At 66.2% G+C, this 23,963-nt stretch carries 26 protein-coding genes; 11 read left to right on the top strand and 15 right to left on the bottom strand.

Annotation, left to right across the window (positions count from 1 at the left end):
• Window positions 1-55: 55 nt before the first annotated feature.
• Window positions 56-1,150, bottom strand: coding sequence for a polyamine ABC transporter substrate-binding protein (locus tag PCA10_RS09230; RefSeq protein WP_144276958.1), 1,095 nt, complete (start codon window positions 1,148-1,150; stop codon window positions 56-58).
• A 200-nt stretch (window positions 1,151-1,350) separates the two neighbouring features.
• Between PCA10_RS09230 and PCA10_RS09225 the strand changes: the two genes are divergently transcribed.
• Complete coding sequence (locus PCA10_RS09225) at window positions 1,351-3,021, top strand: MFS transporter (protein ID WP_016491796.1); 1,671 nt, start codon at window positions 1,351-1,353, stop codon at window positions 3,019-3,021.
• An 82-nt stretch (window positions 3,022-3,103) separates the two neighbouring features.
• On the opposite strand, the gene cysK is transcribed toward PCA10_RS09225, so the two are convergent.
• Window positions 3,104-4,078 carry a cysteine synthase A gene (gene cysK / locus PCA10_RS09220; protein WP_016491795.1) on the bottom strand — a complete coding sequence of 325 codons (975 nt, stop codon included), beginning with the start codon at window positions 4,076-4,078 and terminating at the stop codon, window positions 3,104-3,106.
• 219 nt (window positions 4,079-4,297) lie between these two features.
• On the opposite strand from cysK, the gene PCA10_RS09215 reads away from it, so the two are divergent.
• The 5 genes from PCA10_RS09215 to PCA10_RS09195 all read left to right on the top strand — a co-directional run bounded on the left by PCA10_RS09215 (window position 4,298) and on the right by PCA10_RS09195 (window position 8,252).
• Complete coding sequence (locus PCA10_RS09215; RefSeq protein ID WP_016491794.1) at window positions 4,298-5,143, top strand: AAA family ATPase; 846 nt, start codon at window positions 4,298-4,300, stop codon at window positions 5,141-5,143.
• A gap of 52 nt (window positions 5,144-5,195) precedes the next feature.
• On the top strand, window positions 5,196-5,591 hold the full coding sequence (locus PCA10_RS09210; protein WP_016491793.1) for a GFA family protein: 396 nt from the start codon (window positions 5,196-5,198) through the stop codon (window positions 5,589-5,591).
• Between the two features lie 32 nt (window positions 5,592-5,623).
• The gene (locus PCA10_RS09205) at window positions 5,624-6,802 is read left to right on the top strand and encodes a vWA domain-containing protein (protein ID WP_016491792.1); all 1,179 of its coding nucleotides are present in this window, start codon (window positions 5,624-5,626) and stop codon (window positions 6,800-6,802) included.
• A gap of 81 nt (window positions 6,803-6,883) precedes the next feature.
• Window positions 6,884-7,378, top strand: a complete 495-nt coding sequence (locus tag PCA10_RS09200; protein WP_016491791.1) for a PaaI family thioesterase — start codon at window positions 6,884-6,886, stop codon at window positions 7,376-7,378.
• 160 nt (window positions 7,379-7,538) lie between these two features.
• Window positions 7,539-8,252, top strand: coding sequence for an MgtC/SapB family protein (locus PCA10_RS09195; RefSeq protein ID WP_016491790.1), 714 nt, complete (start codon window positions 7,539-7,541; stop codon window positions 8,250-8,252).
• A gap of 15 nt (window positions 8,253-8,267) precedes the next feature.
• Here PCA10_RS09195 and PCA10_RS09190 read toward each other — a convergent pair whose 3' ends face one another.
• The 5 genes from PCA10_RS09190 to PCA10_RS09170 form a co-directional block, all read right to left on the bottom strand.
• Complete coding sequence (locus PCA10_RS09190) at window positions 8,268-9,305, bottom strand: sterol desaturase family protein (protein WP_016491789.1); 1,038 nt, start codon at window positions 9,303-9,305, stop codon at window positions 8,268-8,270.
• 127 nt (window positions 9,306-9,432) lie between these two features.
• Window positions 9,433-10,002, bottom strand: a complete 570-nt coding sequence (locus PCA10_RS09185) for a cysteine dioxygenase family protein (RefSeq protein WP_016491788.1) — start codon at window positions 10,000-10,002, stop codon at window positions 9,433-9,435.
• Window positions 10,003-10,139: 137 nt separating this feature from the next.
• A complete protein-coding gene (locus PCA10_RS09180; RefSeq protein WP_016491787.1) occupies window positions 10,140-10,664 on the bottom strand; it encodes a DUF2937 family protein in 525 nt (174 codons plus the stop codon).
• Between the two features lie 17 nt (window positions 10,665-10,681).
• Window positions 10,682-11,455: a class II glutamine amidotransferase gene (locus PCA10_RS09175; protein WP_016491786.1), complete on the bottom strand. Its 774-nt coding sequence runs from the start codon at window positions 11,453-11,455 to the stop codon at window positions 10,682-10,684.
• Window positions 11,456-11,567: 112 nt separating this feature from the next.
• Window positions 11,568-12,053 carry a hypothetical protein gene (locus tag PCA10_RS09170; protein ID WP_016491785.1) on the bottom strand — a complete coding sequence of 162 codons (486 nt, stop codon included), beginning with the start codon at window positions 12,051-12,053 and terminating at the stop codon, window positions 11,568-11,570.
• Between the two features lie 102 nt (window positions 12,054-12,155).
• On the opposite strand from PCA10_RS09170, the gene PCA10_RS09165 reads away from it, so the two are divergent.
• The gene (locus PCA10_RS09165) at window positions 12,156-14,192 is read left to right on the top strand and encodes a S9 family peptidase (RefSeq protein WP_016491784.1); all 2,037 of its coding nucleotides are present in this window, start codon (window positions 12,156-12,158) and stop codon (window positions 14,190-14,192) included.
• On the opposite strand, the gene PCA10_RS09160 is transcribed toward PCA10_RS09165, so the two are convergent.
• On the bottom strand, window positions 14,193-14,501 hold the full coding sequence (locus tag PCA10_RS09160) for a hypothetical protein (RefSeq protein WP_016491783.1): 309 nt from the start codon (window positions 14,499-14,501) through the stop codon (window positions 14,193-14,195).
• A 134-nt stretch (window positions 14,502-14,635) separates the two neighbouring features.
• On the opposite strand from PCA10_RS09160, the gene PCA10_RS09155 reads away from it, so the two are divergent.
• Together PCA10_RS09155 and PCA10_RS09150 are read left to right on the top strand one after the other, a co-directional pair.
• Window positions 14,636-15,010 carry a YajD family HNH nuclease gene (locus PCA10_RS09155; protein ID WP_016491782.1) on the top strand — a complete coding sequence of 125 codons (375 nt, stop codon included), beginning with the start codon at window positions 14,636-14,638 and terminating at the stop codon, window positions 15,008-15,010.
• Window positions 15,011-15,051: 41 nt separating this feature from the next.
• Window positions 15,052-15,732 carry a type 1 glutamine amidotransferase domain-containing protein gene (locus tag PCA10_RS09150; RefSeq protein WP_016491781.1) on the top strand — a complete coding sequence of 227 codons (681 nt, stop codon included), beginning with the start codon at window positions 15,052-15,054 and terminating at the stop codon, window positions 15,730-15,732.
• A 23-nt stretch (window positions 15,733-15,755) separates the two neighbouring features.
• On the opposite strand, the gene PCA10_RS09145 is transcribed toward PCA10_RS09150, so the two are convergent.
• The 6 genes from PCA10_RS09145 to dapA form a co-directional block, all read right to left on the bottom strand.
• A complete protein-coding gene (locus PCA10_RS09145; RefSeq protein ID WP_016491780.1) occupies window positions 15,756-16,994 on the bottom strand; it encodes a hypothetical protein in 1,239 nt (412 codons plus the stop codon).
• 76 nt (window positions 16,995-17,070) lie between these two features.
• On the bottom strand, window positions 17,071-17,520 hold the full coding sequence (locus PCA10_RS09140; RefSeq protein WP_016491779.1) for a YcgN family cysteine cluster protein: 450 nt from the start codon (window positions 17,518-17,520) through the stop codon (window positions 17,071-17,073).
• 78 nt (window positions 17,521-17,598) lie between these two features.
• Window positions 17,599-18,528, bottom strand: coding sequence for a D-2-hydroxyacid dehydrogenase (locus PCA10_RS09135; RefSeq protein WP_016491778.1), 930 nt, complete (start codon window positions 18,526-18,528; stop codon window positions 17,599-17,601).
• Window positions 18,528-18,821 (bottom strand): YcgL domain-containing protein, encoded by a 294-nt coding sequence (locus tag PCA10_RS09130; RefSeq protein ID WP_016491777.1) that lies wholly within the window; start codon window positions 18,819-18,821, stop codon window positions 18,528-18,530. Before PCA10_RS09130 ends, PCA10_RS09135 begins: the two co-directional genes overlap by 1 nt.
• Window positions 18,822-18,867: 46 nt before the next feature.
• The gene (rnd, locus tag PCA10_RS09125) at window positions 18,868-19,995 is read right to left on the bottom strand and encodes a ribonuclease D (protein WP_016491776.1); all 1,128 of its coding nucleotides are present in this window, start codon (window positions 19,993-19,995) and stop codon (window positions 18,868-18,870) included.
• Between the two features lie 110 nt (window positions 19,996-20,105).
• On the bottom strand, window positions 20,106-20,960 hold the full coding sequence (gene dapA / locus PCA10_RS09120; RefSeq protein ID WP_016491775.1) for a 4-hydroxy-tetrahydrodipicolinate synthase: 855 nt from the start codon (window positions 20,958-20,960) through the stop codon (window positions 20,106-20,108).
• A 414-nt stretch (window positions 20,961-21,374) separates the two neighbouring features.
• On the opposite strand from dapA, the gene PCA10_RS09115 reads away from it, so the two are divergent.
• On the top strand, window positions 21,375-22,436 hold the full coding sequence (locus tag PCA10_RS09115; protein ID WP_016491774.1) for an SMP-30/gluconolactonase/LRE family protein: 1,062 nt from the start codon (window positions 21,375-21,377) through the stop codon (window positions 22,434-22,436).
• Between the two features lie 72 nt (window positions 22,437-22,508).
• Here the strand turns inward: PCA10_RS09115 and PCA10_RS09110 are convergent, their stop codons facing one another.
• A complete protein-coding gene (locus tag PCA10_RS09110; RefSeq protein ID WP_016491773.1) occupies window positions 22,509-23,300 on the bottom strand; it encodes a lysophospholipid acyltransferase family protein in 792 nt (263 codons plus the stop codon).
• A gap of 125 nt (window positions 23,301-23,425) precedes the next feature.
• On the opposite strand from PCA10_RS09110, the gene PCA10_RS09105 reads away from it, so the two are divergent.
• Window positions 23,426-23,902 (top strand): Lrp/AsnC family transcriptional regulator, encoded by a 477-nt coding sequence (locus tag PCA10_RS09105; RefSeq protein ID WP_016491772.1) that lies wholly within the window; start codon window positions 23,426-23,428, stop codon window positions 23,900-23,902.
• The last annotated feature ends 61 nt before the right edge of the window (window positions 23,903-23,963 follow it).

Here is a 23,963-nt window from a genome sequence, read left to right as displayed (position 1 = left end):
TTGCCAGACCGTAGGATGGGTTGAGCCCGCGAAACCCATCAATATGGACGGAGATTCAACGCCCGGTCTTGATCGCGCTCCACACGCGGGTACGCACGCGGTCGATCTTCGGTGGCATCGACTCCAGGGCGAAGAGGTTGGTCATCACCTCGGCCGGCGGGTAGATCGTCGGGTCGGCCTTGATTTCGGCCTCCACCAGCGGATCGGCGGCGAGGTTGGCGTTGGCGTAGTGCACCGAGTTGCTGATGCCGGCCATCACCTCGGGCTTCAGCAGGTAGTTGAGGAAGGCGTAGCCGGCCGCTTCGTCAGGCGCGTCGGCCGGCATGGCGACCATGTCGAACCACATCGGCGAGCCTTCCTTGGGGATCGAGTACCGGATGTTCACGCCGTTGCCGGCTTCCTTGGCGCGGGTGGAGGCCTGCAGGATGTCGCCGGAGAAGCCCACCGCCACGCAGATATCGCCGTTGGCCAGGTCGCTGACGTACTTGGAGGAATGGAAGTAGGTGATGAACGGGCGCACCTTCATCAGCTCGGCCTGGGCGGTCTTGTAGTCCTCGGGCTTCTGGCTGTGGTGCGGCAGGCCCAGGTAGTTGAGGGTGATCGGCAGCAGCTCCGGGCCGTTGTCGAGCACGGCGACGCCGCACTTGGCGAGCTTTTCCATGTTCTCGGGCTTGAAGAACAGGTCCCAGGAATCCACCGGGGCGTTGTCGCCCAGCACCGCCTTGACCTTGTCGACGTTGTAGCCGATGCCGGTGCTGCCCCAGAGGTAGGGGAAGCCGTACTGGTTGCCCGGATCGTTCACCTCCAGCGCCTTGAGCAGCACCGGATTGAGGTTCTTCCAGTTGGGCAACTGGCTCTTGTCCAGCTGCTTCAGGGCGCCGGCCTGGATCTGCTTGGCCATGAAGTGGTTGGAAGGCACCACCACGTCATAGCCGGATTTGCCGGTCATCAGTTTGCCGTCGAGGGTCTCGTTGCTGTCGTAGACATCGTAGGTGGCCTGAATGCCGGATTCCTTGGTGAAGTTGGCCACGGTGTCCGGGGCGATGTACTCGCTCCAGTTGTAGATCCTCACCGTACCGGCCGCCTGGGCGGCGGTGGACATGGCCAGCGTTAGAAGGAGGGGCGTTAAGGGACTTCTCATTGTCTTTATGTCCTGACTGCTTGTGGATCGAGACCCCGTCGTCCGGGGCTTCCAGCTTCGCCATCAACACCGGCAGTGACAATGCACGGCAAGTCCCAGCGGACCCGCGAGGAAGTCTGACCTGGAGCAAAGCCGGGGCCGGACGAGGGTCTACACTTCTGCCTTGACCGGCCCGCTCGCCCGGGGCCGCGCACCGCAAGGATGGCACGATGCTCCAGTCCGTTTCCCCGAAGAACGATCTCCCCCTCGATACCGAACCCGACGCCACGGTGCGCAAGGGCCTGTTCAGCCCCTTCACCATCGCGGCCTTCCGCACCATCTGGATCGCCAACCTCTTCGCCAACCTGGGCACCTGGGCGCAATCGGTGGCCGCCGCCTGGGTGGTCACCGATGCCCACGCCAGTCCCCTGCTGGTGGCGATGATCCAGGTGGCCTCCGCCCTGCCCCTGGTGCTGCTGTCGATCCTCTCCGGGGTGCTGGCGGACAACCACGACCGACGCAAGATCATGCTGGTGGGTCTCAGCTTCGAGCTGACCGGCGCGATCTTCCTCACCGCCAGCGCCTTTCTCGGCTACCTCGACCCGATCCTGCTGATCGTTTCCATTCTCTGGATCAGCATCGGCGGCGCCATCACCATCCCGGCCTGGCAGGCGGCGGTGAGCGAGCAGGTGTCCAAGGACATGGTGGGCAACGCGGTGCTGCTCAACAGCGTCAACTACAACGTCGCCCGCGCCGCCGGCCCGGCCCTGGGCGGGCTGATGCTCAGCGCCGTGGGCTCGGCCTGGGTGTTCCTGTTCAACTGCCTGTGCTACCTGGGCCTGATCTGGGCGATCCAGCGCTGGAAGCGCGACCTGCCGGCCCGCACGCTGCCGCCGGAAGGCCTGCTGCAAGGCGTGATGGCGGCGCTGCGCTTCACCCAGTACTCCAGCGTTACTCGCCTGGTGATGCTGCGCTCCTTCTCCTTCGGTATTTCCGCCAGCGCGGTCTGGGCCCTGCTGCCGCTGCTGGCGCACCGCAACCCCGACGGCGATGCGGCGGTTTACGGCTACATGCTCGGCGCGCTGGGCATCGGCGCCATCTGCGGCAGCCTGCTGGTCAATCGCGGGCGCCTGCTGATCGGCACCAGCAAGCTGATCAGCCTGGCCGGCCTGGTGTTCGGCCTGGTGATGGTGGCGCTGGGTTCCCTGGACAGCCTCTGGGTGATCTTCCCCGCCCTGCTGCTGGGTGGCATCTGCTGGATAGCCGCGGTGGCCAGCTACAACTCGGCGGTGCAGATCCTGGTGCCGGACTGGGTCAAGGCCCGCGCCCTGGCGCTCTACCAGACCGCCATCTACGGCGGCCTGGCCCTGGGCTCCTACCTCTGGGGCCACCTGGCCGAGACCATGGGGGTCAAGGGTGCGTTGTTCAGCGCCGGCCTGCTGATGATCGCCTGCGCCTTCGTGCTTTACCCCCGCCGCCTGCCGGAACTGGACGCCGCCAGCACCGCCCACGCCGATAGCCCGATTCCCGGCGAGCCCACGTTCGCCTTCAACCCGGACCGTGGCTCGGTGCTGGTGACCATCGAATACCGCATCCCCCAGGAGCGCACCCGCGATTTCGTGCGCGCCAGCCGGCCGCTGCGCCGCCTGCGCCTGCGCAATGGCGCCCAACGCTGGGCGCTGTACCGCGACGCCGGCGATTCCGAGCTGTGGCAGGAGGTCTTCGTGGTGGAGAACTGGCTGCAGCACCTGCGCATGCTCGACCGCCTGACCATCGCCGACAAGGCGATCATCGACAACCTGACCATGCTCCACGCAGGCGACGGCCCACCCAGGACACGCCACGGGGTGAGCTATGAATCAGGAAGGTACGAGCCGGTTCCCGGCACGCCGGAACCGTAGGTTGGCGTTGAGCGCAGCGATACCCAACGCCAGAGCCCGAGTCGGGTGTCGCAGCGTTGGGCCTCGCGAAGCTCGGACCAACCTACTGCTGCAGCTCCTGCTCGGTGAACAGGCCGTCGAAGAGCATGCTGGAGAGGTAGCGCTCGCCCGAGTCGGGCAGGATCACGACGATGGTCTTGCCCTGCATTTCCGGACGCTCGGACAGGCGCGCGGCCACCGCCAGGGCGGCGCCGGAGGAGATACCGCAGAGGATGCCTTCCTCGCGCATCAGGCGCAGGGCCATGGCCTTGGCTTCGTCGTCGGTGCATTGCTCGACGCGGTCGACCATGGTCAGGTCGAGGTTCTTCGGCACGAAACCGGCGCCGATGCCCTGGATCTTGTGGGGGCTGGGCTTGACCTCTTCACCGGCCAGGGTCTGGCTGATCACCGGCGACGTCACCGGCTCAACCGCCACCGACAGGATCGGCTTGCCGCAGGTCTGCTTGATATAGCGGGATACGCCGGTGATGGTGCCGCCGGTGCCGACGCCGGCCACCAGCACGTCCACCGCGCCATCGGTGTCGTTCCAGATTTCCGGACCGGTGGTCTTCTCGTGGATGGCCGGGTTGGCCGGGTTCTCGAACTGTTGCAGCAGCAGGTACTGCTCGGGGTTGGACGCCGCCAGCTCGCTGGCCTTGTCGATGGCGCCCTTCATGCCCCTGGCCGGTTCGGTGAGCACCAGCTCGGCGCCCAGGGCCTTGAGCACCTTGCGCCGCTCCAGGCTCATGGACGCGGGCATGGTGAGGATCAGCTTGTAGCCACGGGCGGCGGCGACGAAGGCCAGGCCGATGCCGGTGTTGCCGGAAGTGGGCTCCACCAGGGTCATGCCCGGCTTGAGCCGGCCGGAGGCTTCCGCGTCCCAGATCATGCTGGCGCCGATGCGGCACTTCACCGAGTAGGCGGGGTTGCGGCCCTCGATCTTGGCGAGGATGGTCACACCCCGCGCGCCCAGGTGGTTGATGCGCACGAGGGGCGTGTTGCCGATGGCTTGCGAGTTGTCTGCGAAGATGCGGCTCATGGCGGAATCCTTGTCATGGCGGAAAAAGATCCCAAGCCTAAGGCTGGGCCTTCGGAGCGTCCAGCGCCGCACGGGCGGAGTCGCGGCCTGACCTGCCATTCAGTGACTGAATGAAGCGTCTGCGTTCACAGTCGACTGGCGCGCGCGTTATAGTCAGCCTTTTCCCAAATACTGAACCGTCCGGTTTCCAACCGGCGCCTTAAGTCCGAGGATTCCCTGATGAAGTTCGAAGGCACCCAGTCCTACGTCGCCACCGACGACCTCAAACTGGCGGTGAACGCCGCCATCACCCTGCAGCGCCCGCTGCTGGTCAAGGGCGAACCGGGTACCGGCAAGACCATGCTGGCCGAGCAACTGGCCGCCTCCTTCGGCGCCAAGCTGATCACCTGGCACATCAAGTCCACCACCAAGGCGCACCAGGGCCTGTACGAGTACGACGCGGTGAGCCGTCTGCGCGATTCCCAGCTGGATTCCGACAAGGTCCACGACGTTCGCAACTACATCAAGAAAGGCAAGCTGTGGGAGGCCTTCGAGTCGGAAGAGCGCGTCATCCTGCTGATCGACGAGATCGACAAGGCCGACATCGAGTTCCCCAACGACCTGCTGCAAGAACTCGACAAGATGGAGTTCTACGTTTACGAGACCAACGAGACGATCAAGGCCAAGCAGCGCCCGATCATCATCATCACCTCGAACAACGAGAAGGAACTGCCGGACGCCTTCCTGCGCCGCTGCTTCTTCCACTACATCGCCTTCCCCGACCGCGAGACGCTGCAGAAGATCGTCGACGTGCACTACCCGAACATCAAGGCCGACCTGGTGTCCGAGGCGCTCGACGTGTTCTTCGACGTGCGCAAGGTTCCGGGCCTGAAGAAGAAGCCCTCCACCAGCGAACTGGTGGACTGGCTGAAGCTGCTGATGGCCGACAACATCGGCGAAGCCGTGCTGCGCGAGCGCGACCCCACCAAGGCCATCCCGCCGCTGGCCGGTGCCCTGGTGAAGAACGAGCAGGACGTGCAGCTGCTGGAACGCCTGGCCTTCATGAGCCGCCGCGCCAGCCGCTGAGTGCGTTATCTCCCCTCTCCCTTGCGGAGAGGGGTCACGGGAGAGACAAGCCATGCACCACGGCAGTTGCCTGTGCGGCGCGGTGAAGTACCGGATCGACGCCCCTATCGAAGCCGCCACCCATTGCCATTGCAGCCAGTGCCGCAAGGCCCATGGCGCGGCCTTCGGCACTTACGGCAACGTGCGCTGGAGCAGCTTCCGCTGGACCGCCGGCGAGGAGTCGGTGGTGCGCTACCACTCCTCCCCCGGCGTGACCCGGACCTTCTGCCGCAGCTGTGGCGCCACGCTCCAGTGGTACAGCGAGAGCGCCCATCCCAAGTGGGTCTCCATCGCCCTGGGCACCCTGGACTCGCCCCTGGGCGAGATCCCGCAGAAGCACATCTACCCGGAATCCAAGGCCGACTGGTACGCCATCGCCGACGGCCTGCCCCAGGAGCCCCGCTCCTGAGGCCCTACAGATAAACAGACGAGGGTGCAGCCATGCTGCTCAACCTGTTCAACGAAATGCGCGCAGCCAAGGTGCCGGTGTCGGTACGCGAGCTGCTGGACCTGATCAACGCGTTGAAGCACAACGTGGTGTTCGCCGACATGGACGAGTTCTACTTCCTCGCCCGCACGGTACTGGTCAAGGACGAGCGCCATTTCGACAAGTTCGACCGGGCCTTCTCCGCCTACTTCAAGGGCCTGGAGAAACTCGACGACTACCTCCAGGCGCTGATTCCCGAGGAATGGCTGCGCAAGGAATTCGAACGCCTGCTCACCGATGAGGAGCGTGCGCAGATCCAGTCCCTGGGTGGCCTGGACAAGCTGATCGAAGAGTTCAAGAAACGCCTCGAAGAGCAGAAGGAACGCCATGCCGGCGGCAACAAGTGGATCGGCACCGGCGGCACCAGCCCCTTCGGCTCGGGCGGTTTCAACCCCGAGGGCATCCGCGTGGGCGACGCCGGCAAACGCCAGGGCCGGGCCGTGAAGGTCTGGGACCAGCGCGAGTACAAGAACCTCGACGACCAGGTGGAACTGGGCACCCGCAACATCAAGGTGGCCCTGCGCCGCCTGCGCAAGTTCGCCCGCCAGGGCGCGGCGGAAGAGCTGGACCTGGAAGGCACCATCGACCACACCGCCAAGGATGCCGGCCTGCTCAACATCCAGATGCGCCCGGAACGCCGCAACACCGTGAAGCTCCTGCTGCTGCTGGATATCGGCGGCTCCATGGACGCCCACGTGAAGGTCTGCGAAGAGCTGTTCTCGGCCTGCAAGACCGAGTTCAAGCACCTCGAGTACTTCTACTTCCACAACTTCGTCTACGAGTCCGTGTGGAAGAACAACCTGCGCCGCACCAGCGAACGCACCTCCACCCTGGACCTGCTGCACAAGTACGGCGCGGACTACAAGGTGGTGTTCGTCGGCGACGCCGCCATGGCGCCCTATGAGATCACCCAGGCCGGCGGCAGCGTCGAGCACTGGAACGAGGAACCGGGCTACGCCTGGATGAAGCGCTTCATGGAGAAGTACAAGAAGCTCATCTGGATCAACCCCTACCCCAAGGACACCTGGAACTACACCGCCTCCACCGGCATCGTCCGCGAGCTGATCAACGACCAGATGTACCCCCTGACCCTGCAGGGGCTGGAAGATGGAATGAAGTTCCTGTCGAAATGAGCAACGGGCCCGCGAGGGCCCGTTCTGCTTTGTCGCCAGTGCCGCTAGGCTTGGCACTCACTCCTTCGAAACGGGCTGAACATGCAAGATATCTCCCTGCAGGATGCCGCCGCGCCGGACGGCGTCTGCTACGGCTGTGGCGGCCGCAACCATCACGGCCTGCACATCAAGAGCCACTGGCACGAGGATGGCGTACACGTCGTGGCCGAGCATGTGCCGGATGCCAAGTACTGCGGCTGGCCGGACCTGGTGTATGGCGGGCTGATCGCCATGCTGGTGGACTGCCACTCCAACTGGACCGCCATGGCCTACCACTACCGCAATGAGGGCCGCGAACCCGGCAGCCTGCCACGCATCGAGTGCGTCACCGGCAACCTCGGCATCAAGTTCATCAAGCCGACGCCCATGGGCGTACCGCTGCTGCTACGCGCCCGCCTGGAGGGCGAAGCAGGCCGCAAGACCCGGGTGATCTGCGAGGTCTATGCGGGGGAACTGCTGACCGCCGTCGGCGACTCCGTCTTCGTCCGCGTGGACGCCGGGCAACTGGCCGCAACCGCCCACGGCCGCGAGGCCTGAGCCCCGCCGGCAGCCGACCGGCCCTCCCACGGGATTTCTTTCATCCATCGGCGCTGCCATTCCGGGCCTCGAAGGGTGGAGGGATGAACCGGGGGGCCGCACGGCACGTTTCGAATCTCCGCTAGAGTCAAGGACTCCGGCTCCTGGAGTTTCAGGAGCGATGCTTGGTGGGTACCCGGACATGTATGTCGAGCTGATCCAAGACCTTCTCGCGGCGTTGTGCTTCGGGACCCTGATTGGTTTCGAGCGGCAGTGGCGCCAACGCTTCACCGGCATCCTGACCCATGCACTGGTCGCGCTGGGGGCCGCCACCTTCGTCACCCTGCCGTTTCTGCTGGACAGGGAGGACCAGGTGCCCCGGGTGGCCACCCAGGTGGTCACCGGCATCGGCTTCCTCGGTGCCGGGGTGATCATGCGTGACGGCCTCAGCGTGCGGGGCCTGAGCACCGCGGCCACGGTGTGGTGCACCGGGGCGGTCGGAGTGCTGGCGGGTAGCGGCTTTCCGATTGCCGCCATGATCGCCACGGCACTCATCATTCTGTGCAACCTGTCGCTGCCGCCCCTGGCCCGGCTGATCTATCGATTCGCGCCGCTCGAAGTAACCAATGAACGCTATTACATGGTGGAGGCGATCGCGGACGCGCAGCAGGAAGCCTTCGTGCGCGCCAAGCTGCTGCGCAGCCTGAGCGACAACGGCTTGGCGTTGCAGAGCCTGGAAAGCCACGCCCTCAAGACGGGTGGCCAGGTGAAGGTGAACGCCGTGGTGCTGTCGATGAACCAGCAGGACAGCCTGCTGGAGGACCTGGTGGGCCAGCTGGCCCTGGCGCCCTACGTGTCCGCCGTCAGCTGGTCGATGAGCGAAGAGCTGTCCTAGATCCCGGCATCGACTTCAAGAGGGCGTTTCGGAAGCATCGGGCCTGAGCCTCCGAGGGCGTTTGGCCAGGACGAGCTTGCGCGCGGTGTCGACGAAGGGGGTGACGATCAGGCTGTAGACCGTCAGGTAGCGCTCCTGGTCCTTCTCCTGGGTGCCGAAACGGATGTCCTCGGGCTTGGCGGTGGTGACGTAGAGCGTGCCGAACAGCCAGTCCCAGATCGACAGGTTGGTGGCGAAGTTCTTGTTGCGGTGCCGGTGTGCGTCGCTGTGGTGGATCTGGTGCTGGGCCGGGCTGTTCAGCACATGCTCGACGACAGGCCCGAACGACAGCCACACATGGCTATGCCGCAGGTGGACGGCCAGGGTGCTGAAGATGAACACCAGGTAGGTGACGCCGAACAGGGTGTAGCGGCTCACCGCGCCGCCACAGGCGTACCAGAAGACCCCGATGTACAGGCCGAGGCCGACGGCGGCCGCCAGCTTCTCGACGATCTTCTCGACGACGTGGACACGGCTCGCGGTGGCCGGCACCAGCACCGGTGCCGAGTGATGGACCTTGTGGAAGGCCCAGAGCCAGCGGGTGTGGAAGGCCCGGTGGACCCAGTAGTGGATGAAGTCCGCCACCAGGAACACACCCAGCCCGTAGAGCAGCGAAAGCGCCAGATTCTCCCCCAGTTGCGGACGCGCGCCCCAGAGGTTGGTGAAGAAGGCGATGTAGTCCCCGGAGCGCAGGACCAGCGGGTCGACCAGGCCGACCACGGGCAGGACCAGGGTGATCTTCAGGATGGGACGGACGAAGAAGTAGCGATAGTCCAGCAACGCCGAGGGATGGAAATGCACCCGGCCACCACCGATGAACTGCCAGAACGAGGCCGCGTCGGTCATCCCGCGCTGCTTCCTGAGACGAAACAGGCCGTAGGCGACGCCATAGGAGATGCCAAGAAACAGCAGGCCGAAGCGGCCATGAAGGTCGAAGAGTCCGGCGACATGGTCGACGACCGGCGCGACCGCCCACTCGACCAGACGCTCATGGATAGAGGAAAAAACGCCCATGAAAGCTGGCCTCCAGCAACGGGACGGGCATTCCAATCAAGATAGGAATCATCTACGCATCCGTCTCGATCGCATCGCGCCCGGGCGATCATCGGCGCACCCAGTCGATGCGTTGCAGGGGCGGCGGTTAGCTGGCGTTGTGCTCCAGCGCCACCAGCTGGCGCGTGCCGGCCTCGACGTCGTAGAGATGGAAGTCGCTCATCATCCGCCCATACAGGTGCAGGCTCACGGCGCGCTTGCGTTCGGCGGGCACGCCGGTGATGTGGATGTGATCGGGGTTCGGCACGAAGCTCGTCACGGCCCCTGCGGGCAACAGGATGATGCCGCCGCGAACCAGTTCGATTCCCTCGTCGCGGGTACGGTCCACAGACAGGCAGACGTAGCTGCGCTCTTCCAGTACGCCTTCGACTATGCCAACCACGCCCCAACTGCCGTGGTCGTGCACGGGCGTCCACTGCCCCGGCATCCAGACCAGCGCGTAGAGCGACAGGTCGTCGTTGCCGGAGCGGTAGATGAGGTTGCGGGAATAGTGTGCGGCATCGCTGCGATAGTGCTCCGGCTCCAGGAAGTCCGGGGCATTGCCGATCAGCTCCATCATGAAAGGCGCCAGGGCGGCGACGCAGTCGCAAGGCGATGATTCCTGGCGACTCAGTTCGGTGGCGTGATCGATGAACCAGTTCAATACCGATTTCGGCATGTGCGGGAGCCTCTGGTAGCCGGGTTCAGCAGGCAGGCCTCAGGCCTACCGAACACACTGTAGTTGCTCTACAGGCCATGGCACGCCGGCAAGCCGCAACCGCAGGATGGCCAGAGCGCAGCGCAACCCATCGAGGCCTACAACCGATGGCGCTGCAGCACCTTCTTGCTGCGGCCGATACCGGCGGCGGCACCGAGCAGCAACAGGCAGCTTTCCACCACCCAGGCCAGCAGCAGGCCGGAGGCCAGGCCCCAGGCGATGGCCTCGGGCCTTAGCAGCAACTGGTAGCTGTAGGCGCCGAAGGTTTCCTGGCGCAACCCGGGGTTGGCCATGGCCAGGACATGCCAGGCGCACTGGTACCAGGGGCCCTGCAGGGCCTGCCATTCCTGCTGCAGCAGGCGGTCGCGGGCGACCAGGTGGGAGACGCTGTCGGCGTCGCTGCGCATCACCGGGTCGTCGCTGGCACGGTAGTGGGCCACCAGGGCGTCGAGGTCGCCCTGGAAGAAGCGCTGGGCGGTTTCGCGGAAGCCCTTGAGGCCCTGCTCCGCTTCCAGTCGATGGGCCTCGACGCGCTTGGCGTAGTCGTCGATGAAGCCCGGCACCTGCACGCCCACCAGCAGGCCGAGGGTGAACAGCATCAGGCGCAGGTAGCTTCGCAACATTCCCTGTCTCCGCTCGGTCAGGTACGGCCCTGGGCGACGATTTCGCCACGGCGCCAGAGGATCCAATCGCCGGGCTGGAAGATGTTCCAGGTTTCGTTGTCGGTCAGGGGCTCGGTGGCGATCACGGTGACCACGTCGTTGGGGGTGGTTTCGGCCTGGAAGTCCACCTGCAGGTCGGCGTCCTTCAGCCGTGCCGGGCCGAAGGGGGCGCGCCGAGTGATGTGGGCGAGCTTGGTGGAGCAGAAGCTGAACAGCCAGTCGCCGTCGCTCAGCAAGCAGTTGAACACGCCCTTCTGGCGGTATTCGAAGCAGGCCTGGATCAGCACCGGCAGGAGGATTTCCGCCATCACCGCCTCGGGGAAGGCGCCGCGCACGCGGTTGAGCAGGTTGCAGAAGGCCGCTTCGCTGTCGGTGTCACCCACCGGGGTATAGAAACCCTTGGGCGGTTCGAAACCCGCCAGTTGGCCGTTGTGTGCGAAGCACCAGTTGCGGCCCCAGAGTTCACGCACGAAGGGATGGGTGTTGGACAGGCAGACCTTGCCGACGTTGGCCTGGCGGATGTGGCCGATCACGGTCTCGCTCTTGATCGGGTAGCGCTGCACCAGGCGCGCCACCTCGGACTCGACGCTCGCCGCGGGGTCCTGGAACAGCCGCAGCCCACGGCCTTCATAGAAACCGATGCCCCAGCCATCACGGTGCGGGCCGGTGCCGCCGCCGCGTTGCATCAGGCCGGTGAAGCTGAAGACGATGTCGGTGGGGACGTTGGCGCTCATGCCAAGCAGTTCGCACATGGTTCAGGACTCTGGCGTCAGGCGTTCGTGAGATTTCCCGGACCGGGAGCGGATCAGGGCGGCGAGTGGTCCATGCTGAACGCGCCTTGGCCGGGCCGCAAGGCCCGACGCGTCAGAGGCGCGGTTCGATGCGCAGGCGGCGGTCGCCGTTCTGGTCGAAGCGGGTGTCGCCGTCATTGGCGTTGGCGCGTTCGCTCATGACTTCGCGCAGGGTCGGCTCCGCTTCGGCCTGCTGGGCGGCTTCGCGCTCGGCGCGGCGGGCCTTGAGCTTGCGCTCGATGGGCCAGCGGATACCGGCGTACACCAGGTACAGCGCAAGGCCGATGATGCTGTACATGGTCAGGTCGAGGGTGGCTTTCCAGGCGTTGTTGCCCACGTTGAACAGCACGTCCAGGGCGGTGATGGCCACAGCCGGGGCGAACAGATCCTTGGCCGGATCGACGATGGTGGGGGTCAGCAGCAGCACCGCCATCAGCAGCCTGAGGGGCTCGCGCAGCCAGCGCCACATCCAGCCGGTGAGGCGGAACCAGACCAGCAGGCAGCCGAGCGCGGCGATTCCGTAAGCGGCCCAGGCGAGCAGGTAGTCGTTCTCAGTCATTGGCGTCCGTGGCAAGGCTGGCAAAGGGGCGCTTATGATAACGGCTTTTCTCGGTTCCGGCGCTCCTGCCGTCGCCCTACCGCCCAGCCTTCGAGACCGCCCATGCCCCAAGCCCCCATCGCCCGCATCGAACCCGGCAACGATCCCTACCGCTGGCTGGAGGAGCGCGACGCACCTGACGTGCTCGCCTACCTGGAAGCCGAGAACGCCTGGCTGGACACCGAACTGGCCGACCAGAAGGACCTGCGCGAGTCGCTGTTCCAGGAGATCAAGGGCCGCATCCGCGAAACCGACCTGTCCCTGCCAGTTCCCTGGGGCCCCTGGCTGTACTACCAGCGCACCACCGCCGGCGACGAGTACCCGCGGCATTACCGCTGCCCGCGCCCGGCCGATGGTTCGCTGCGCCTGGAGTCTGCCTGTGAGCAGCTGCTGCTGGACCCCAACGAGCTGGCGGAAGGCGGCTTCCTCTCCGTCGGTGCCTTCAGCGTCAGCCCCGACCACGGACGCCTGGCCTACAGCCTGGACACCAGCGGCGACGAGATCTACCAGCTATTCGTCAAGGAGCTGGCCACCGGCGACATCACCGCCCTGCCCTTCGAGAACTGCGACGGCAGCATGACCTGGGCCAACGACAGCGCCACGCTGTTCTTCGGCGAGCTGGACGAGACCCACCGCCCCTACCGCCTGAACCGCACCCGCCTCGGTGAACCCGGCGCCAGCCTGGTGTTCGAGGAGGCCGACGGGCGCTTCTTCCTCCACTGCTACCGCGCCAGCTCCGAGCGCCAGCTGATACTGCTGCTGAACAGCAAGACCACCAGCGAATCCTGGGTGCTGGACGCCGATACGCCGGAAGGTGCCTGGACTTGCCTCGCGCCGCGCGAAGAAGACCACGAGTACTACGCCGATCACGGCAAGCTGGGCGGCCAGTGGACCTGGCTGATCCGCAGCAACCAGACCGGTATCAACTTCGCCCTCTACCAGGCCGGCGAAGCGGCGCCCGAGCGCGCGCACTGGCGGGAGCTGATCGCCCATGACGAGGCGCGCATGCTGGAGGGCATCAGCCTGAACGCCGGCGGCTACGTGCTCAGCCTGCGCGAAGGCGGCCTGCCGATCATCCAGGTGCACCCCGAAGGCGCCGCGCCCTACCCGCTGCAACTGCCCGACGCCGCCTACAGCCTCTACGTGCAGGACAGCCTGGAATTCGACAGCCCGGTGGTGCGCCTGCGCTACGAGGCGCTCAACCGCCCGGCCCAGGTGCGTCAATTGGAGCTGGCAACGGGGGCGCAGCTGGTGCTCAAGGAAACCCCGGTGGAGGGCCCCTTCGACGCCGACGCCTATGTCAGCCAGCGTCTCTGGGCCAGCGCGGCGGATGGCACGCGCATTCCCATCAGCCTGGTCGCGCGCCGCGACACCCTGGGCCAGAGCGCCCCGCTCTACCTCTATGGCTACGGCGCCTACGGCGAGAGCCTCGACCCCTGGTTCTCCCACGCGCGGCTGAGCCTGCTGGAGCGCGGTTTCGTCTTCGCCATCGCCCATGTGCGCGGCGGCGGCGAGCTGGGCGAGGCCTGGTACCGCGCCGGCAAGCTGGAACACAAGACCAACAGCTTCGGCGACTTCATCGCCTGCGCCGAACACCTGATCGCCGAGGGCTACACCAGCCCGGCGCAGCTGGCCATCAGCGGCGGCAGCGCCGGCGGCCTGCTGATGGGCGCGGTGCTCAACCTGCGCCCGGAACTGTTCGCCGCGGCCATCGCCGACGTGCCGTTCGTCGACGTGCTGAACACCATGCAGAACCCCGATCTGCCGCTGACCGTGACCGAGTACGACGAATGGGGTGATCCGAACGAACCGGAGGTGTTCGCGCGCATCAAGGCCTACGCGCCCTATGAAAACGTCAGCGCCCAGGCCTATCCGGCGATGCTGGTGGTGGCTGGCTACAACGACAGTCGCGTGCAGTACTGGGAGGCGGCCAAGTGGGTGGCCCGCCTGCGCGCGACCAGAACCGATGACAAGCCGCTGCTGCTCAAGACCGATCTCGGCGCCGGCCATGGCGGCATGAGCGGCCGCTACCAGGCGCTGCGCGACGTGGCCCTGGAATACGCCTTCCTGCTCAAGGTACTGGGGCTGCCCCAGCGCTGATCAGGGGTTGCCGGTGCCCGTGCCGAGCCCCTTGGTGTTGCGCTGGAGTTGCTGATCCAGCACCGGGATGGGCGCATCGCGCTGTTCCAGGGACTCGCGCAGGCGCTGTTCCTGGTCCGGGCGCCGCATGAGCTGCGGGCTGCCCTGGGGCACCGGGTTGGCGCGCGGCACCATGATCGGGTTCGGTTGTATCCCCGGCGTTCCCGCCGGGGCCTGCAAAGGCGCCCGCAGCAAGGGTGGATTCTGCGCCACGGCGCTACCGGCGATCAGGGCCAGCGCCAGCAGCAATGGCGGATGCGTACGCTTCATGGGCTTGCCTCCGGCTTTTTACCTTGTTTGAGTCTAATCCCCACGGCAGGGCGTGCCGCCCCACGCGACGGGATGCCGGCCATCCGCCGCGCCGGGAACTAGACTTTTCACAGTTTCAGCCAGAGGAGCGGAGCATGGCCACGGAACCCTCGGCGTCGCCGGCGAACAAGCTGGACAAGCTGCTGGCCGACGAACGCAAGCGACGCGAACAGAGTTACCGGGAACAGGCGCTGAAGATGTATCCCTGGGTCTGCGGCCGCTGTGGCCGCGAATTCAGTGGCAAGCGGCTGTCTGAACTCACGGTGCACCACCGCGATCACAACCATGACAACAACCCTGCGGACGGCTCCAATTGGGAGCTGCTCTGTCTTTACTGCCATGACAACGAGCACTCCCGATACACCGACCAGCAGTGGCACAGCGAGGAACAACCGGGCGCGAAGCAGTCGTCGAGCGCCACCTATAAGGCGTTCGCCGCCATTGGTGACCTGTTGAAGCGAGAGGAATAGCCCAACGGGCCGTTCGTCACCGAGTTCCCAAGGAGATCATGATGAAGATCCTGATGGTACTGACCTCCCACGACCAGTTGGGCAACACCGGCAAGAAGACCGGCTTCTGGCTCGAGGAGTTCGCCGCCCCCTACTTCGCCTTCCGTGACGCCGGCGCCGAGGTGGTGCTGGCCTCGCCCAGGGGCGGCCAGCCGCCGCTGGACCCCAAGAGCGACGACCCTGAGGCCCAGACCGAAGCGACCCATCGCTTCCGTGCCGACGACGAGGCCCGCCGCGCCCTGGCCAATACCCTGATGCTGGCCAGCCTGGCCCCGGGCGACTACGACGCGCTGTTCTACCCCGGCGGCCACGGCCCGATGTGGGACCTGGTGGACGACCTGCACTCCATCGTGCTGATCGAAAGCTTCTACGCCGCCGGCAAGCCGGTGGCCGCCGTCTGCCACGGGCCGGCGGTGCTGCTCAACGCCAAGACCCCGGAGGGTACGGCGCTGGTGCAGGGCAACGCGGTGACCGGTTTCTCCAACTCCGAGGAATTCGCCGTGGGCCTGGGGGAAGTGGTGCCCTTCCTGCTCGAGGACGCGCTGAAGGAGAAAGGCGGCCACTTCTCCAAGGTGGCCGACTGGCAGCCCCATGTGGTCAGCGACGGCAACCTGATCACCGGGCAGAATCCCGCCTCCTCCGAACCCACCGCCGCGGCGATGCTGGAACTGCTCAGCCGCTAGACGCGGGCCTGGGGCGCGCTGGCTCAGGCGCCCTTGGGGTCGGCCAGCAGCGGCGTGTCGAGCACTTTGGAACGGCCGCCCAGGAGGCTTTCGCTGATCTCGATGAAGTCCTTGGTGCTGGCCTTGTCGAGGCGCATCAGGCCACGGGCTACGTCATCCATGGAGTGTTTGCCGTCGGTGCGCAGGCGCAGCTCCTTGTCCAGGTCCTGCAACAGCAGCACGGCGCGGGCGGTGACGGCGCCACTGGCATGTTCGCCACGCAGGTTGTCGACCTTGCGGCTCCAACCGCGCAGTTGCTTGCGGATGGCCTCATGGCGGTCATCGGACAAGCCGCCGGCGCGGTACAGCAGCTCGATCGCGTAGTACTCGGCCACCCCTTCGCTGATCCAGTCGCTGCGGTCGGTGTCCTTGATCCGGCTGAGCACGTGCACCAGTTCGTGCACCAGCGAGCTGGTGCCGTTCTCGCTCACCATCGGCCGCGCCGCGTGCATGAAGAAGGAGTTGGGCGCCGACAACCCGCCGCGCCACATGGGGTCGTTGGCGCCGACCACCAGCAGCTTGCCCGGCTCGCGGGGGAAGACTTCCTGGGCGTGGGGCCAGACGAAGGTGAGCAGGGTGAGGATGTCCATGCGGCGCATGCCCTCGCCCACCGGCGCGCTCACGGCGACATCGGTGTTGCCCAGCTTGGCGCGGCGGCTGCCGAGCTTGCCGGCGAGGATCCAGCCGGTGGGACGGTCGAACAGGCGTTCGGGGTTGTCGATGCGGAAGCGTCCCTTGCCGATCCGTGGCCAGCCGGTTTCCACCGACTTCCAGCCCTTGGGCAGCTCGAACTGCAGGCGCGCCACCAGTTCGGTGCCGTTGGCCAGGTCAAGGCGAGCGCTGGGTACCAGGTCGTCGCCTCGCAGCAGGGCCCAGTCCGGGGTCATGCGCGCATCGAAACGGCCGTCGCCGCGCGGATGGCTCACACGCACCCGGTAGCTCAGGCTGGACTTGCCATTGCCCGGGACCCAGGTACCGTGGCCGGGCTCATCCTGCTTCCAGCTGCCGCTGGCCTTGAAGTCGCTGTAGTAGCCCTTGTCGCCCAGGTCGAAACGCAGGCTGCGCACCGCCTCCGCCTTGTTCAGCACCAGGCTGACCTCGGCCTGGTCGGTCTCGGGCAAGAAGCGCACCTGATAGTCGAGATCGACCCGCTTGGCCGCCCAGGAGGTGGCGCTCAGAGTCAGCAGGACGGTGGACAGCAGGAGCTGGGAACGGGCGGGCATCGAAGATGGCTTCCTTGGGCGATGTGACGGTCAGTCCCTGAGACTCGAAAGGCGACGGTTTGATCCGTGGCCGGCATCAACCAGCGCGAAAAATCAGATAGTCCTCCCAATCGTCCTCGGCCACGCTGTTCTCGCTGAGCATGCGGCCGGACTGGGAAATGCCCGCTTTATGCACCGCCTCGGGGTCGTTGCAGACCAGATGGTGCCAGGGCGGCAGGTCCTTGCCCTCGGCCACCAGGCGATAGCCGCAGGTGGGCGGCAGCCAGCGAAACTCGTCGGCCTGGGCCGGCGTGAGCTGGATGCAGTCGGCAACGAACTTGCGACGATTGGTGTAGTCGGTGCAGCGGCAGGTCGTGAGATCCAGCAGCTTGCAGGCGATACGCGTGTAGTAGACGCTGCCGTCGTCCTCGTCTTCGAGCTTCTGCAGGCAGCAGAGGCCGCAGCCGTCGCAGAGGGATTCCCACTCCTCCTGATCGAGCTGATCGAGGGTCTTGCGCTTCCAGAAGGGTTCGACTTTGGCGGCCATGGCGTACAGGGGCTGATTCGGGGGCGCGTAGTCTAGTCGCGTCGGGTGTGTCGGCCAAGCATAGCTGACGCGCGGCCGTTAATAGCCGCGCTGGAAATCCACCAGCCCACGCAAGGGATCGCCGCTGCGCCGACGCTGCAGGTTGTCGACGAACAGCGCGGCCATGGCGCTGGGCACTGTCGGTGCCGAACTGTGGCCGGTGACCAGCAGGTTGCGCGCGGTCCAGAACGGGTGCCAGGACGGCAACGGCTCTTCCCGGCAGACATCGATCACCGCACCCGCCAGTTGGCCGGCGGCCAGCGCCGCCACCAGGTCCTGGTCCACCACCGCGACGCCGCGCCCGGCGTTGATGAACAGTGCCGTCGGACGCATCCGCGCGAACAGCGCGGCGTCAAAGATATCCCGCGTGGCCGCGGTATCCGGCAGCAGGTTGACCACCGTATCGGCCCAGGCCACCTGGTCGGCCAGGGCCTCCATGCCGAACACCCGCTCGAAGGGCTCCAGCGGGCGCGGTTCACGGGCGATGCCGTGGAGTTCGACGCCGAAGGGCTCGAGGAACCCGGCCACGCTCTGGCCTATGTCGCCACTGCCGACTATCAGCACCCGCTTGCCTTCCAGGCTGCTCGGCAGGCGGTTGTCCCAGCGCTTCTCGGCCTGGGCGGCGACCCGCGAGAGCAGGCGGCGCTGGTGCGCCAGCAGGTAGGTCAGCACGTACTCGGCCATCACCTGGCCGAAGATGCCGACGGCGCGGGTCAACTGGTAGTCGTGGGGCAGGTCGGCCGCCAGCAGCGGTGTGATGCCGGCCCAGGTGGACTGCATCCACTCGGGCTTGCAGCCCTGGCGCAGCAGCTGCGCCATGAGGTCGGGCTCGCCCAGCCAGATCGGGCACTCCCGCGCGGCGTCCAGCAGGCGCTCCGGCTCGCTGCCGCCATGCAGCTGCAGGCCGGACTCGGTACGCAGCAGGTCGGCGTAGAGCGCGAACTCCGCTTCGGCGATCAGGATTTTCATCAGAGTGGATCGTTCATCCGTAGCAGTTCTTCAGGCAGATGCTCGATGTATTCCTCTTCGCCCGGTGGCATCTGCAGGTGGTAGCCCTGCTTCTCGATGTTTTCCAGCACCTTGCCGATGTCTTCGCGGGCCAGCTTGCGCTCGGGGCTGAGCACCAGGTCGAAGGTGTGCTGCGGGGCGCCGAAGGCGCTGATCAGGCCCTCGGGTACGCGGCTCAGGGCTTCACGCTTGTCGACGTAGAGGTACATCTCGTTCTTGCGCGGGCTTTTGTAGATGGAGCAGATACGTTTCATGGTCGGGCTCGTGGGGCTTGCCGCGCCAACGGCACGGCTTGAAGGTTCATTGGCCGGGCGTGGCCAGGGTGTCCAGCAGGGCCTGGCCCATCAGTTCACGGCGCCAGCCGCGCAGGCCCTCGGGCAGGCTGTAGGGGCCGTCCGGGTAACCGCTCTTGAGCAAGGCCTCCAGGTGCTTCTTGCGCAGCATCAGTTCCGGCGCGATGCCTAAGCGCTCGGCTTCGGCCTGGCCCACGGCACGCAGTTGCTTGAGCAGCGGCGAGGCCTCGTGGGGCAGCGGCTCGGGCAGGGCCTCGGGCCAATGCTCGGGCGGGGTCTCGGCGGCCTCGCGGATCAATTTAAGCAGGGTATTGCCGTCCTGGCGCACGGTGCGCGGGTGCATGTCGTCGATCCGCGCCAGGGCCACGAGATTGTCCGGCTGGAAGCGCGCCAGGGGCCAGAGGCTGTGTTCCCGCAGGATGCGGTTGCGCGGCTGATCGCGCTGTCGGGCTTCGATTTCGCGCCAGGCGCACAGCTCTCGCAGCACGGCGAGCTGGGCACGGGAGAGCTTCCAGGCCAGCTTGGCTTCGCGGTAGAGCTCTTCGGGAATGACTTCGCGACGCAGGTTGGCCACCAGTTCGGCGCCATCCTCCAGCACCCAGGCGCGCTTGGGTTCGGTCAGGCGCGGTTCCAGGGCGGTGTAGAGCTCGGCCAGGTGCTGCGCGTCTTCGGCGGCGTAGCGAATCTGCATCTCGGTGAGGGGGCGTTGCAGCCAGTCGGAGCGCGTCTCGTCCTTGGGCAGGTCGATGCCGAGCACCGCCTGCACCAGGCGCGAGTAGCCCATGGAGTAGCCGATGCCCAGGTAGCCGGCGGCCAGTTGCGTATCCAGCAGCGGTTGCGGCAGCGCGCCGGTCAGGCGCAGGAAGACTTCCAGGTCCTCGCTGCAGGCGTGCAGCACCTTGAGCAGCGCCGGGTCTTCCAGCAGTTCGGCGAAAGGCGACCAGTCGCGGATCAGCAGGGGATCGATCAGGTACGCCCGCTCGCCGTCACCGACCTGGATCAGGCCGGCCTTGGGGTAGAAGGTGTCGACCCGCATGAACTCGGTATCCAGGGCCACGAAGGGCAGACGCCGCCATACGGCGCAATGTTCGGCCAGCGCGGCGTCGTCGCGAATCCAGAAAATATCGATGGCCACAGGGCTCTCCTTGAATCAATGGCGCGCAGTATATATCGCGCCGGGTCCTCGCTTCGCGCCTTGCTTCGCTCCCGCCCGTCGCGGCTGCTTCGCGCCGGGCGGTCCGGCGCCTAGGCCAGTTCGGTACGCAAGGCCTGCAGCAAACCGGCTGAACTGCACTGCATGGGTGAACGCAACTCGTCGCGGATCAGCCCCTCGAAAGCCAGCAGGCTCTTTACCGGCGCGGGATTCGGCTCGGCGAATGCCAGGCGAATCAAGGGTTGCAGTGATTGGAAGATCCCCCGCGCGGCCTCGAGTTCGCCTCGGGCGACACAATCTGCCAGGCGCACGAAGTCGCGGGTGCGGATATGCGCCGAGGCGGCGATGGCGCCACGTCCGCCCATGCACAGGGTGGTGAATATCTGCCCGTCCTCGCCGGTAAGCACATCCAGCTCGCCATCGGCGATCAGCGCCAGGGTGGTTTCCGGGTTGCCGCCGCAATCCTTGATCGCCACCACCCTGGGGTGACGGGCGAGCTGGCGCAGGGTGGCCAGTTCCAGGCGCACGCCGGTGCGGTAGGGAATGTCGTAGAGGATCACCGGCACGCTCGACGCGTCGGCGATGGCGCCGAACCAGGCCAGCAGGCCTTGCTGGGAGGGGCGGATGTAGTAAGGCGCGGGCACCAGCACGCCGGCGATGGGTCGACGCTGCACCTCACGCTGGAAGCTCAGCAACTCGGCCAGGTTGTTGCCCGCCAGGCCCATCACCAGGCGTTCGCCGGGCACCACCTCGAGCAAAGCGTCGAGCACCGCCAGTTGCTCGTCCGTCGATAGCGCGGCGGCTTCCCCGGTGGTACCACAGGCCACCAGGCCGGCGGCGCCCTCGTCCAGCAAGTGGCGGGCCAGGCGGCGCAGGGCGGGATAGTCGACGGCACCCTCGTTGAAGGGGGTTACCAGGGCAACCCAGATTCCGGAAAACACAGGCATTGCAAATCTCCATTGGCTGACCGTCAGAGTCACCGTCGGAGGGATGCAGGGAGGGGAATTCGCGGGAGGATCGACCTGATTCGCGCCTACTGTCCTGTCAGCCCATCTGACGGGACAGCGCGCCCCGGTCAAATGAGCGACTGTTTCTTCGATTTGCCAGCGGCAACGCCAATGACCGACGCCTGGGCCGAAAGGGCCAGGATGCGTGCGGTGGAAAGGGCGATGGCGGGCATTGGGAGCTCGGTGGCATGAAGCGAAGGCCCGATACTGCGCAGCCCGCCCCCACCCTGTCAACCGTTGCCTGGTTGATGCCGCAACATTCAGCTCTGGCGCCGGAGACGGGCGGCTGCTAAAAATCCCGCGCAGATAAAAAGGCCCCGGCCGGAACCTCACCTGAAGGGATACAAGAAGAAGATGAAGAAACTGCTGAGCGTTTTCGCTCTGGTGCTCGTCGCGCTGACGGTCTACCTCGCCGTCACCCCCTCCCCCATCGATCCGCTGGCCTGGCAGGCGCCGAAGGCCCCGGCCATGACCGGCGTGCTGGAACCCAACGACACCCTGATGAAGGCCGAGCTGATCGCCCAGGGTCAGGTCCACGGGCCGGAAGACACCGCCGTCGACGCCCAGGGCCGCCTCTATGCCGGCCTGCACGACGGCCGCATCGTGCGCATCGGCGAGAACGGCCAGGTGGAAACCTTCGCCGAAACCGGCGGCCGCCCGCTGGGCATGGACTTCGACGCAGCCGGCAACCTGATCGTCGGCGACGCCTACAAGGGCCTGCTGCGCATCGACCCGCAGGGCAAGATCACGGTGCTCGCCAGCGAAGCCGAGGGCGTGCCCTTCCGCTTCACCGACGACCTGGATATCGCCCAGGACGGACGCATCTACTTCACCGACGCGTCGAGCCGCTTCGAGCAGCCGGACTACCTGCTGGACCTGCTGGAGGCCCGGCCCCATGGCCGCCTGATGCGCTTCGACCCGCTCACCGGCAAGACCGAGGTGCTGCTCAAGGACCTCTACTTCGCCAACGGCGTGGCGCTGTCGGCCAACGAGGACTTCGTGCTGGTCAACGAGACCTACCGCTACCGCATCAGCCGCTACTGGCTGAGCGGTGAAAAGGCCGGTACCCATGACGTGTTCATCGACAACCTGCCGGGGCTGCCGGACAACCTCCAGGGCGACCACCAGGGCAACTTCTGGGTTGCCCTGCCGACGCCGCGCAAGGCCGATGCCGACTTCCTCCACACCCAGCCCTGGCTCAAAGCGCAGATGGCCAAGCTACCGCGCATGTTCTGGCCCAAGGCGGTGCCCTATGGCCTGGTGATCCAGCTGAACGAGCAAGGCGAGATCGTCCACAGCCTGCACGACACCAGCGGCACCCACCTGCGCATGATCACCTCGGCCAAGCCGGTGGGCGACTACCTCTACTTCGGCAGCCTGGACAACGACCGGATCGGCAAGCTGAAGATTCGCTGAGGGCCGCAGGGTGCGCACCGAGCCAGGCGCCCGGTGCGCGCGGCGCACCCTGCGGAAGGAATGGGCGGTGAATCAGGCCAGTGCTTCGCGCGGCTTCGCCGCCACCACTTGCGCCGCTTCATGCCCCAGCAATTCCTGCATGCGCCCACGGGTCTCGGCCATCAGCTCGGCGAGCTGTTCGGCGCTGTAGCGACCGGCATCGATGGGTTCGCCCACATGCAGTTCCACCCGCTGCCCCAGGTTCAGGCGAAAGCTGCGGGCCGGCAGCACGCGGTGGATGCCGCGGATGGACACCGGGACTATCACCGCATCGGTATCCAGGGCCAGGTGGAAGCAGCCCTTCTTGAACTTCAGCAGACGCCCGTCAGCGGAGCGGGTGCCTTCGGGCGCCGCCCAGAGGACGATGCCGCTTTCCATCATGCGCCGGGCGCTCGCCAGGTCGTCCAGCGCCTGCCGGCGGTTGTGCCGGTCGATGGACGGGAACTCCGCCGCGCGCATGGCTGCGCCGAGGAAGGGAATCCGGAACAGCTCCTTCTTCGCCAGCATGCGGATCGAGCCCGGCAGGGCGACGAAGCTGGCCGGGATGTCGTAGTGGCTGGAATGGCTGCAGAGGATCAGGTAGCGGCGGCCATCGTTGAAATCGGGCAATTGCCCGTGCACGGACAGGTCCATGCGCACCAGGCGCAGCAACAGCCGCGACATGGCGCGGGTGTAGTGGTCGACCCGCGCACGGTCGAGTCGCCCCAGCGGTGCACGCAGCAGCACCAGGCAGCAATAGTAGAAGACCACCAGCAGGGTCCCCAGGATCACGCCGATGCGGCGGATCAGCGAGGCAGGTTCGTTCAGCAGGTGCAGGCCAGGCATTCAGCTCTCCCATCTTTTGCCCCGCGCGACTTCATGGGCGGGTGACATATGATGCCGAGTGTCATCGTTTCGACACAGTTGGCCACGGGCCCCCTGACCAAACGCATCCGCCACGGACCCAATACATGGACAAGAAAGACCTGCAGATCATCGCCCTCCTGCAGCAGGACGCCTCCATCTCCCTGGCGGAGCTGGCCGAGGCGGTGAACCTGTCCGCCACCCCCTGCTGGCGGCGCCTGCAGAAATTGCGCGAGGACGGCGTGATCACCCGCCAGGTGGCGCTGTGCGACGCCGAGCGGCTGAAGCTCGGGGTCACGGTGTTCGTCACCATCCGCACCAGCCGCCACAGCGACGACTGGACCCGGCAGTTCGTCGAAGGCACCCGGGACATTCCGGAAATCGTCGAGATCTACCGCATGACCGGCGACGTCGACTACCTGCTGAAGATCGTGGTGCCGGACATCAAGGGCTACGACGCGGTGTACAAGCGCCTGATCCGTGTCGCCGACCTGTCCGATGTCAGTTCCGGCTTCGCCATGGAAGTGATCAAGCACACCACGGCGCTGCCGCTGGATCACCTGATACAGGCTGGAGAGTCATGATTTTCGCCTCATGATCACAACCAGGAAATTATTTCCACAAAATCAATTTTCAGTAGATTTA

The organism is Pseudomonas resinovorans NBRC 106553 (assembly GCF_000412695.1).
GTDB lineage: Bacteria > Pseudomonadota > Gammaproteobacteria > Pseudomonadales > Pseudomonadaceae > Metapseudomonas > Metapseudomonas resinovorans_A.
The sequence above is the reverse complement of the archived record's forward strand: the minus strand, read 5'-3'. Positions and strand labels throughout refer to the sequence as shown.

What these genes read in the sequence shown, in the direction of transcription:
- PCA10_RS09225 (WP_016491796.1), top strand. Translation starts at nt 1,351, where the DNA reads ATGCTCCAGTCCGTTTCCCCGAAGAACGATCTCCCCCTCGATACCGAA.
- cysK (WP_016491795.1), bottom strand. Translation starts at nt 4,078, where the DNA reads ATGAGCCGCATCTTCGCAGACAACTCGCAAGCCATCGGCAACACGCCC.
- PCA10_RS09215 (WP_016491794.1), top strand. Translation starts at nt 4,298, where the DNA reads ATGAAGTTCGAAGGCACCCAGTCCTACGTCGCCACCGACGACCTCAAA.
- PCA10_RS09210 (WP_016491793.1), top strand. Translation starts at nt 5,196, where the DNA reads ATGCACCACGGCAGTTGCCTGTGCGGCGCGGTGAAGTACCGGATCGAC.
- PCA10_RS09205 (WP_016491792.1), top strand. Translation starts at nt 5,624, where the DNA reads ATGCTGCTCAACCTGTTCAACGAAATGCGCGCAGCCAAGGTGCCGGTG.
- PCA10_RS09200 (WP_016491791.1), top strand. Translation starts at nt 6,884, where the DNA reads ATGCAAGATATCTCCCTGCAGGATGCCGCCGCGCCGGACGGCGTCTGC.
- PCA10_RS09195 (WP_016491790.1), top strand. Translation starts at nt 7,539, where the DNA reads ATGCTTGGTGGGTACCCGGACATGTATGTCGAGCTGATCCAAGACCTT.
- PCA10_RS09190 (WP_016491789.1), bottom strand. Translation starts at nt 9,305, where the DNA reads ATGGGCGTTTTTTCCTCTATCCATGAGCGTCTGGTCGAGTGGGCGGTC.
- PCA10_RS09185 (WP_016491788.1), bottom strand. Translation starts at nt 10,002, where the DNA reads ATGCCGAAATCGGTATTGAACTGGTTCATCGATCACGCCACCGAACTG.
- PCA10_RS09180 (WP_016491787.1), bottom strand. Translation starts at nt 10,664, where the DNA reads ATGTTGCGAAGCTACCTGCGCCTGATGCTGTTCACCCTCGGCCTGCTG.
- PCA10_RS09175 (WP_016491786.1), bottom strand. Translation starts at nt 11,455, where the DNA reads ATGTGCGAACTGCTTGGCATGAGCGCCAACGTCCCCACCGACATCGTC.
- PCA10_RS09170 (WP_016491785.1), bottom strand. Translation starts at nt 12,053, where the DNA reads ATGACTGAGAACGACTACCTGCTCGCCTGGGCCGCTTACGGAATCGCC.
- PCA10_RS09165 (WP_016491784.1), top strand. Translation starts at nt 12,156, where the DNA reads ATGCCCCAAGCCCCCATCGCCCGCATCGAACCCGGCAACGATCCCTAC.
- PCA10_RS09160 (WP_016491783.1), bottom strand. Translation starts at nt 14,501, where the DNA reads ATGAAGCGTACGCATCCGCCATTGCTGCTGGCGCTGGCCCTGATCGCC.
- PCA10_RS09155 (WP_016491782.1), top strand. Translation starts at nt 14,636, where the DNA reads ATGGCCACGGAACCCTCGGCGTCGCCGGCGAACAAGCTGGACAAGCTG.
- PCA10_RS09150 (WP_016491781.1), top strand. Translation starts at nt 15,052, where the DNA reads ATGAAGATCCTGATGGTACTGACCTCCCACGACCAGTTGGGCAACACC.
- PCA10_RS09145 (WP_016491780.1), bottom strand. Translation starts at nt 16,994, where the DNA reads ATGCCCGCCCGTTCCCAGCTCCTGCTGTCCACCGTCCTGCTGACTCTG.
- PCA10_RS09140 (WP_016491779.1), bottom strand. Translation starts at nt 17,520, where the DNA reads ATGGCCGCCAAAGTCGAACCCTTCTGGAAGCGCAAGACCCTCGATCAG.
- PCA10_RS09135 (WP_016491778.1), bottom strand. Translation starts at nt 18,528, where the DNA reads ATGAAAATCCTGATCGCCGAAGCGGAGTTCGCGCTCTACGCCGACCTG.
- PCA10_RS09130 (WP_016491777.1), bottom strand. Translation starts at nt 18,821, where the DNA reads ATGAAACGTATCTGCTCCATCTACAAAAGCCCGCGCAAGAACGAGATG.
- dapA (WP_016491775.1), bottom strand. Translation starts at nt 20,960, where the DNA reads ATGCCTGTGTTTTCCGGAATCTGGGTTGCCCTGGTAACCCCCTTCAAC.
- PCA10_RS09115 (WP_016491774.1), top strand. Translation starts at nt 21,375, where the DNA reads ATGAAGAAACTGCTGAGCGTTTTCGCTCTGGTGCTCGTCGCGCTGACG.
- PCA10_RS09110 (WP_016491773.1), bottom strand. Translation starts at nt 23,300, where the DNA reads ATGCCTGGCCTGCACCTGCTGAACGAACCTGCCTCGCTGATCCGCCGC.
- PCA10_RS09105 (WP_016491772.1), top strand. Translation starts at nt 23,426, where the DNA reads ATGGACAAGAAAGACCTGCAGATCATCGCCCTCCTGCAGCAGGACGCC.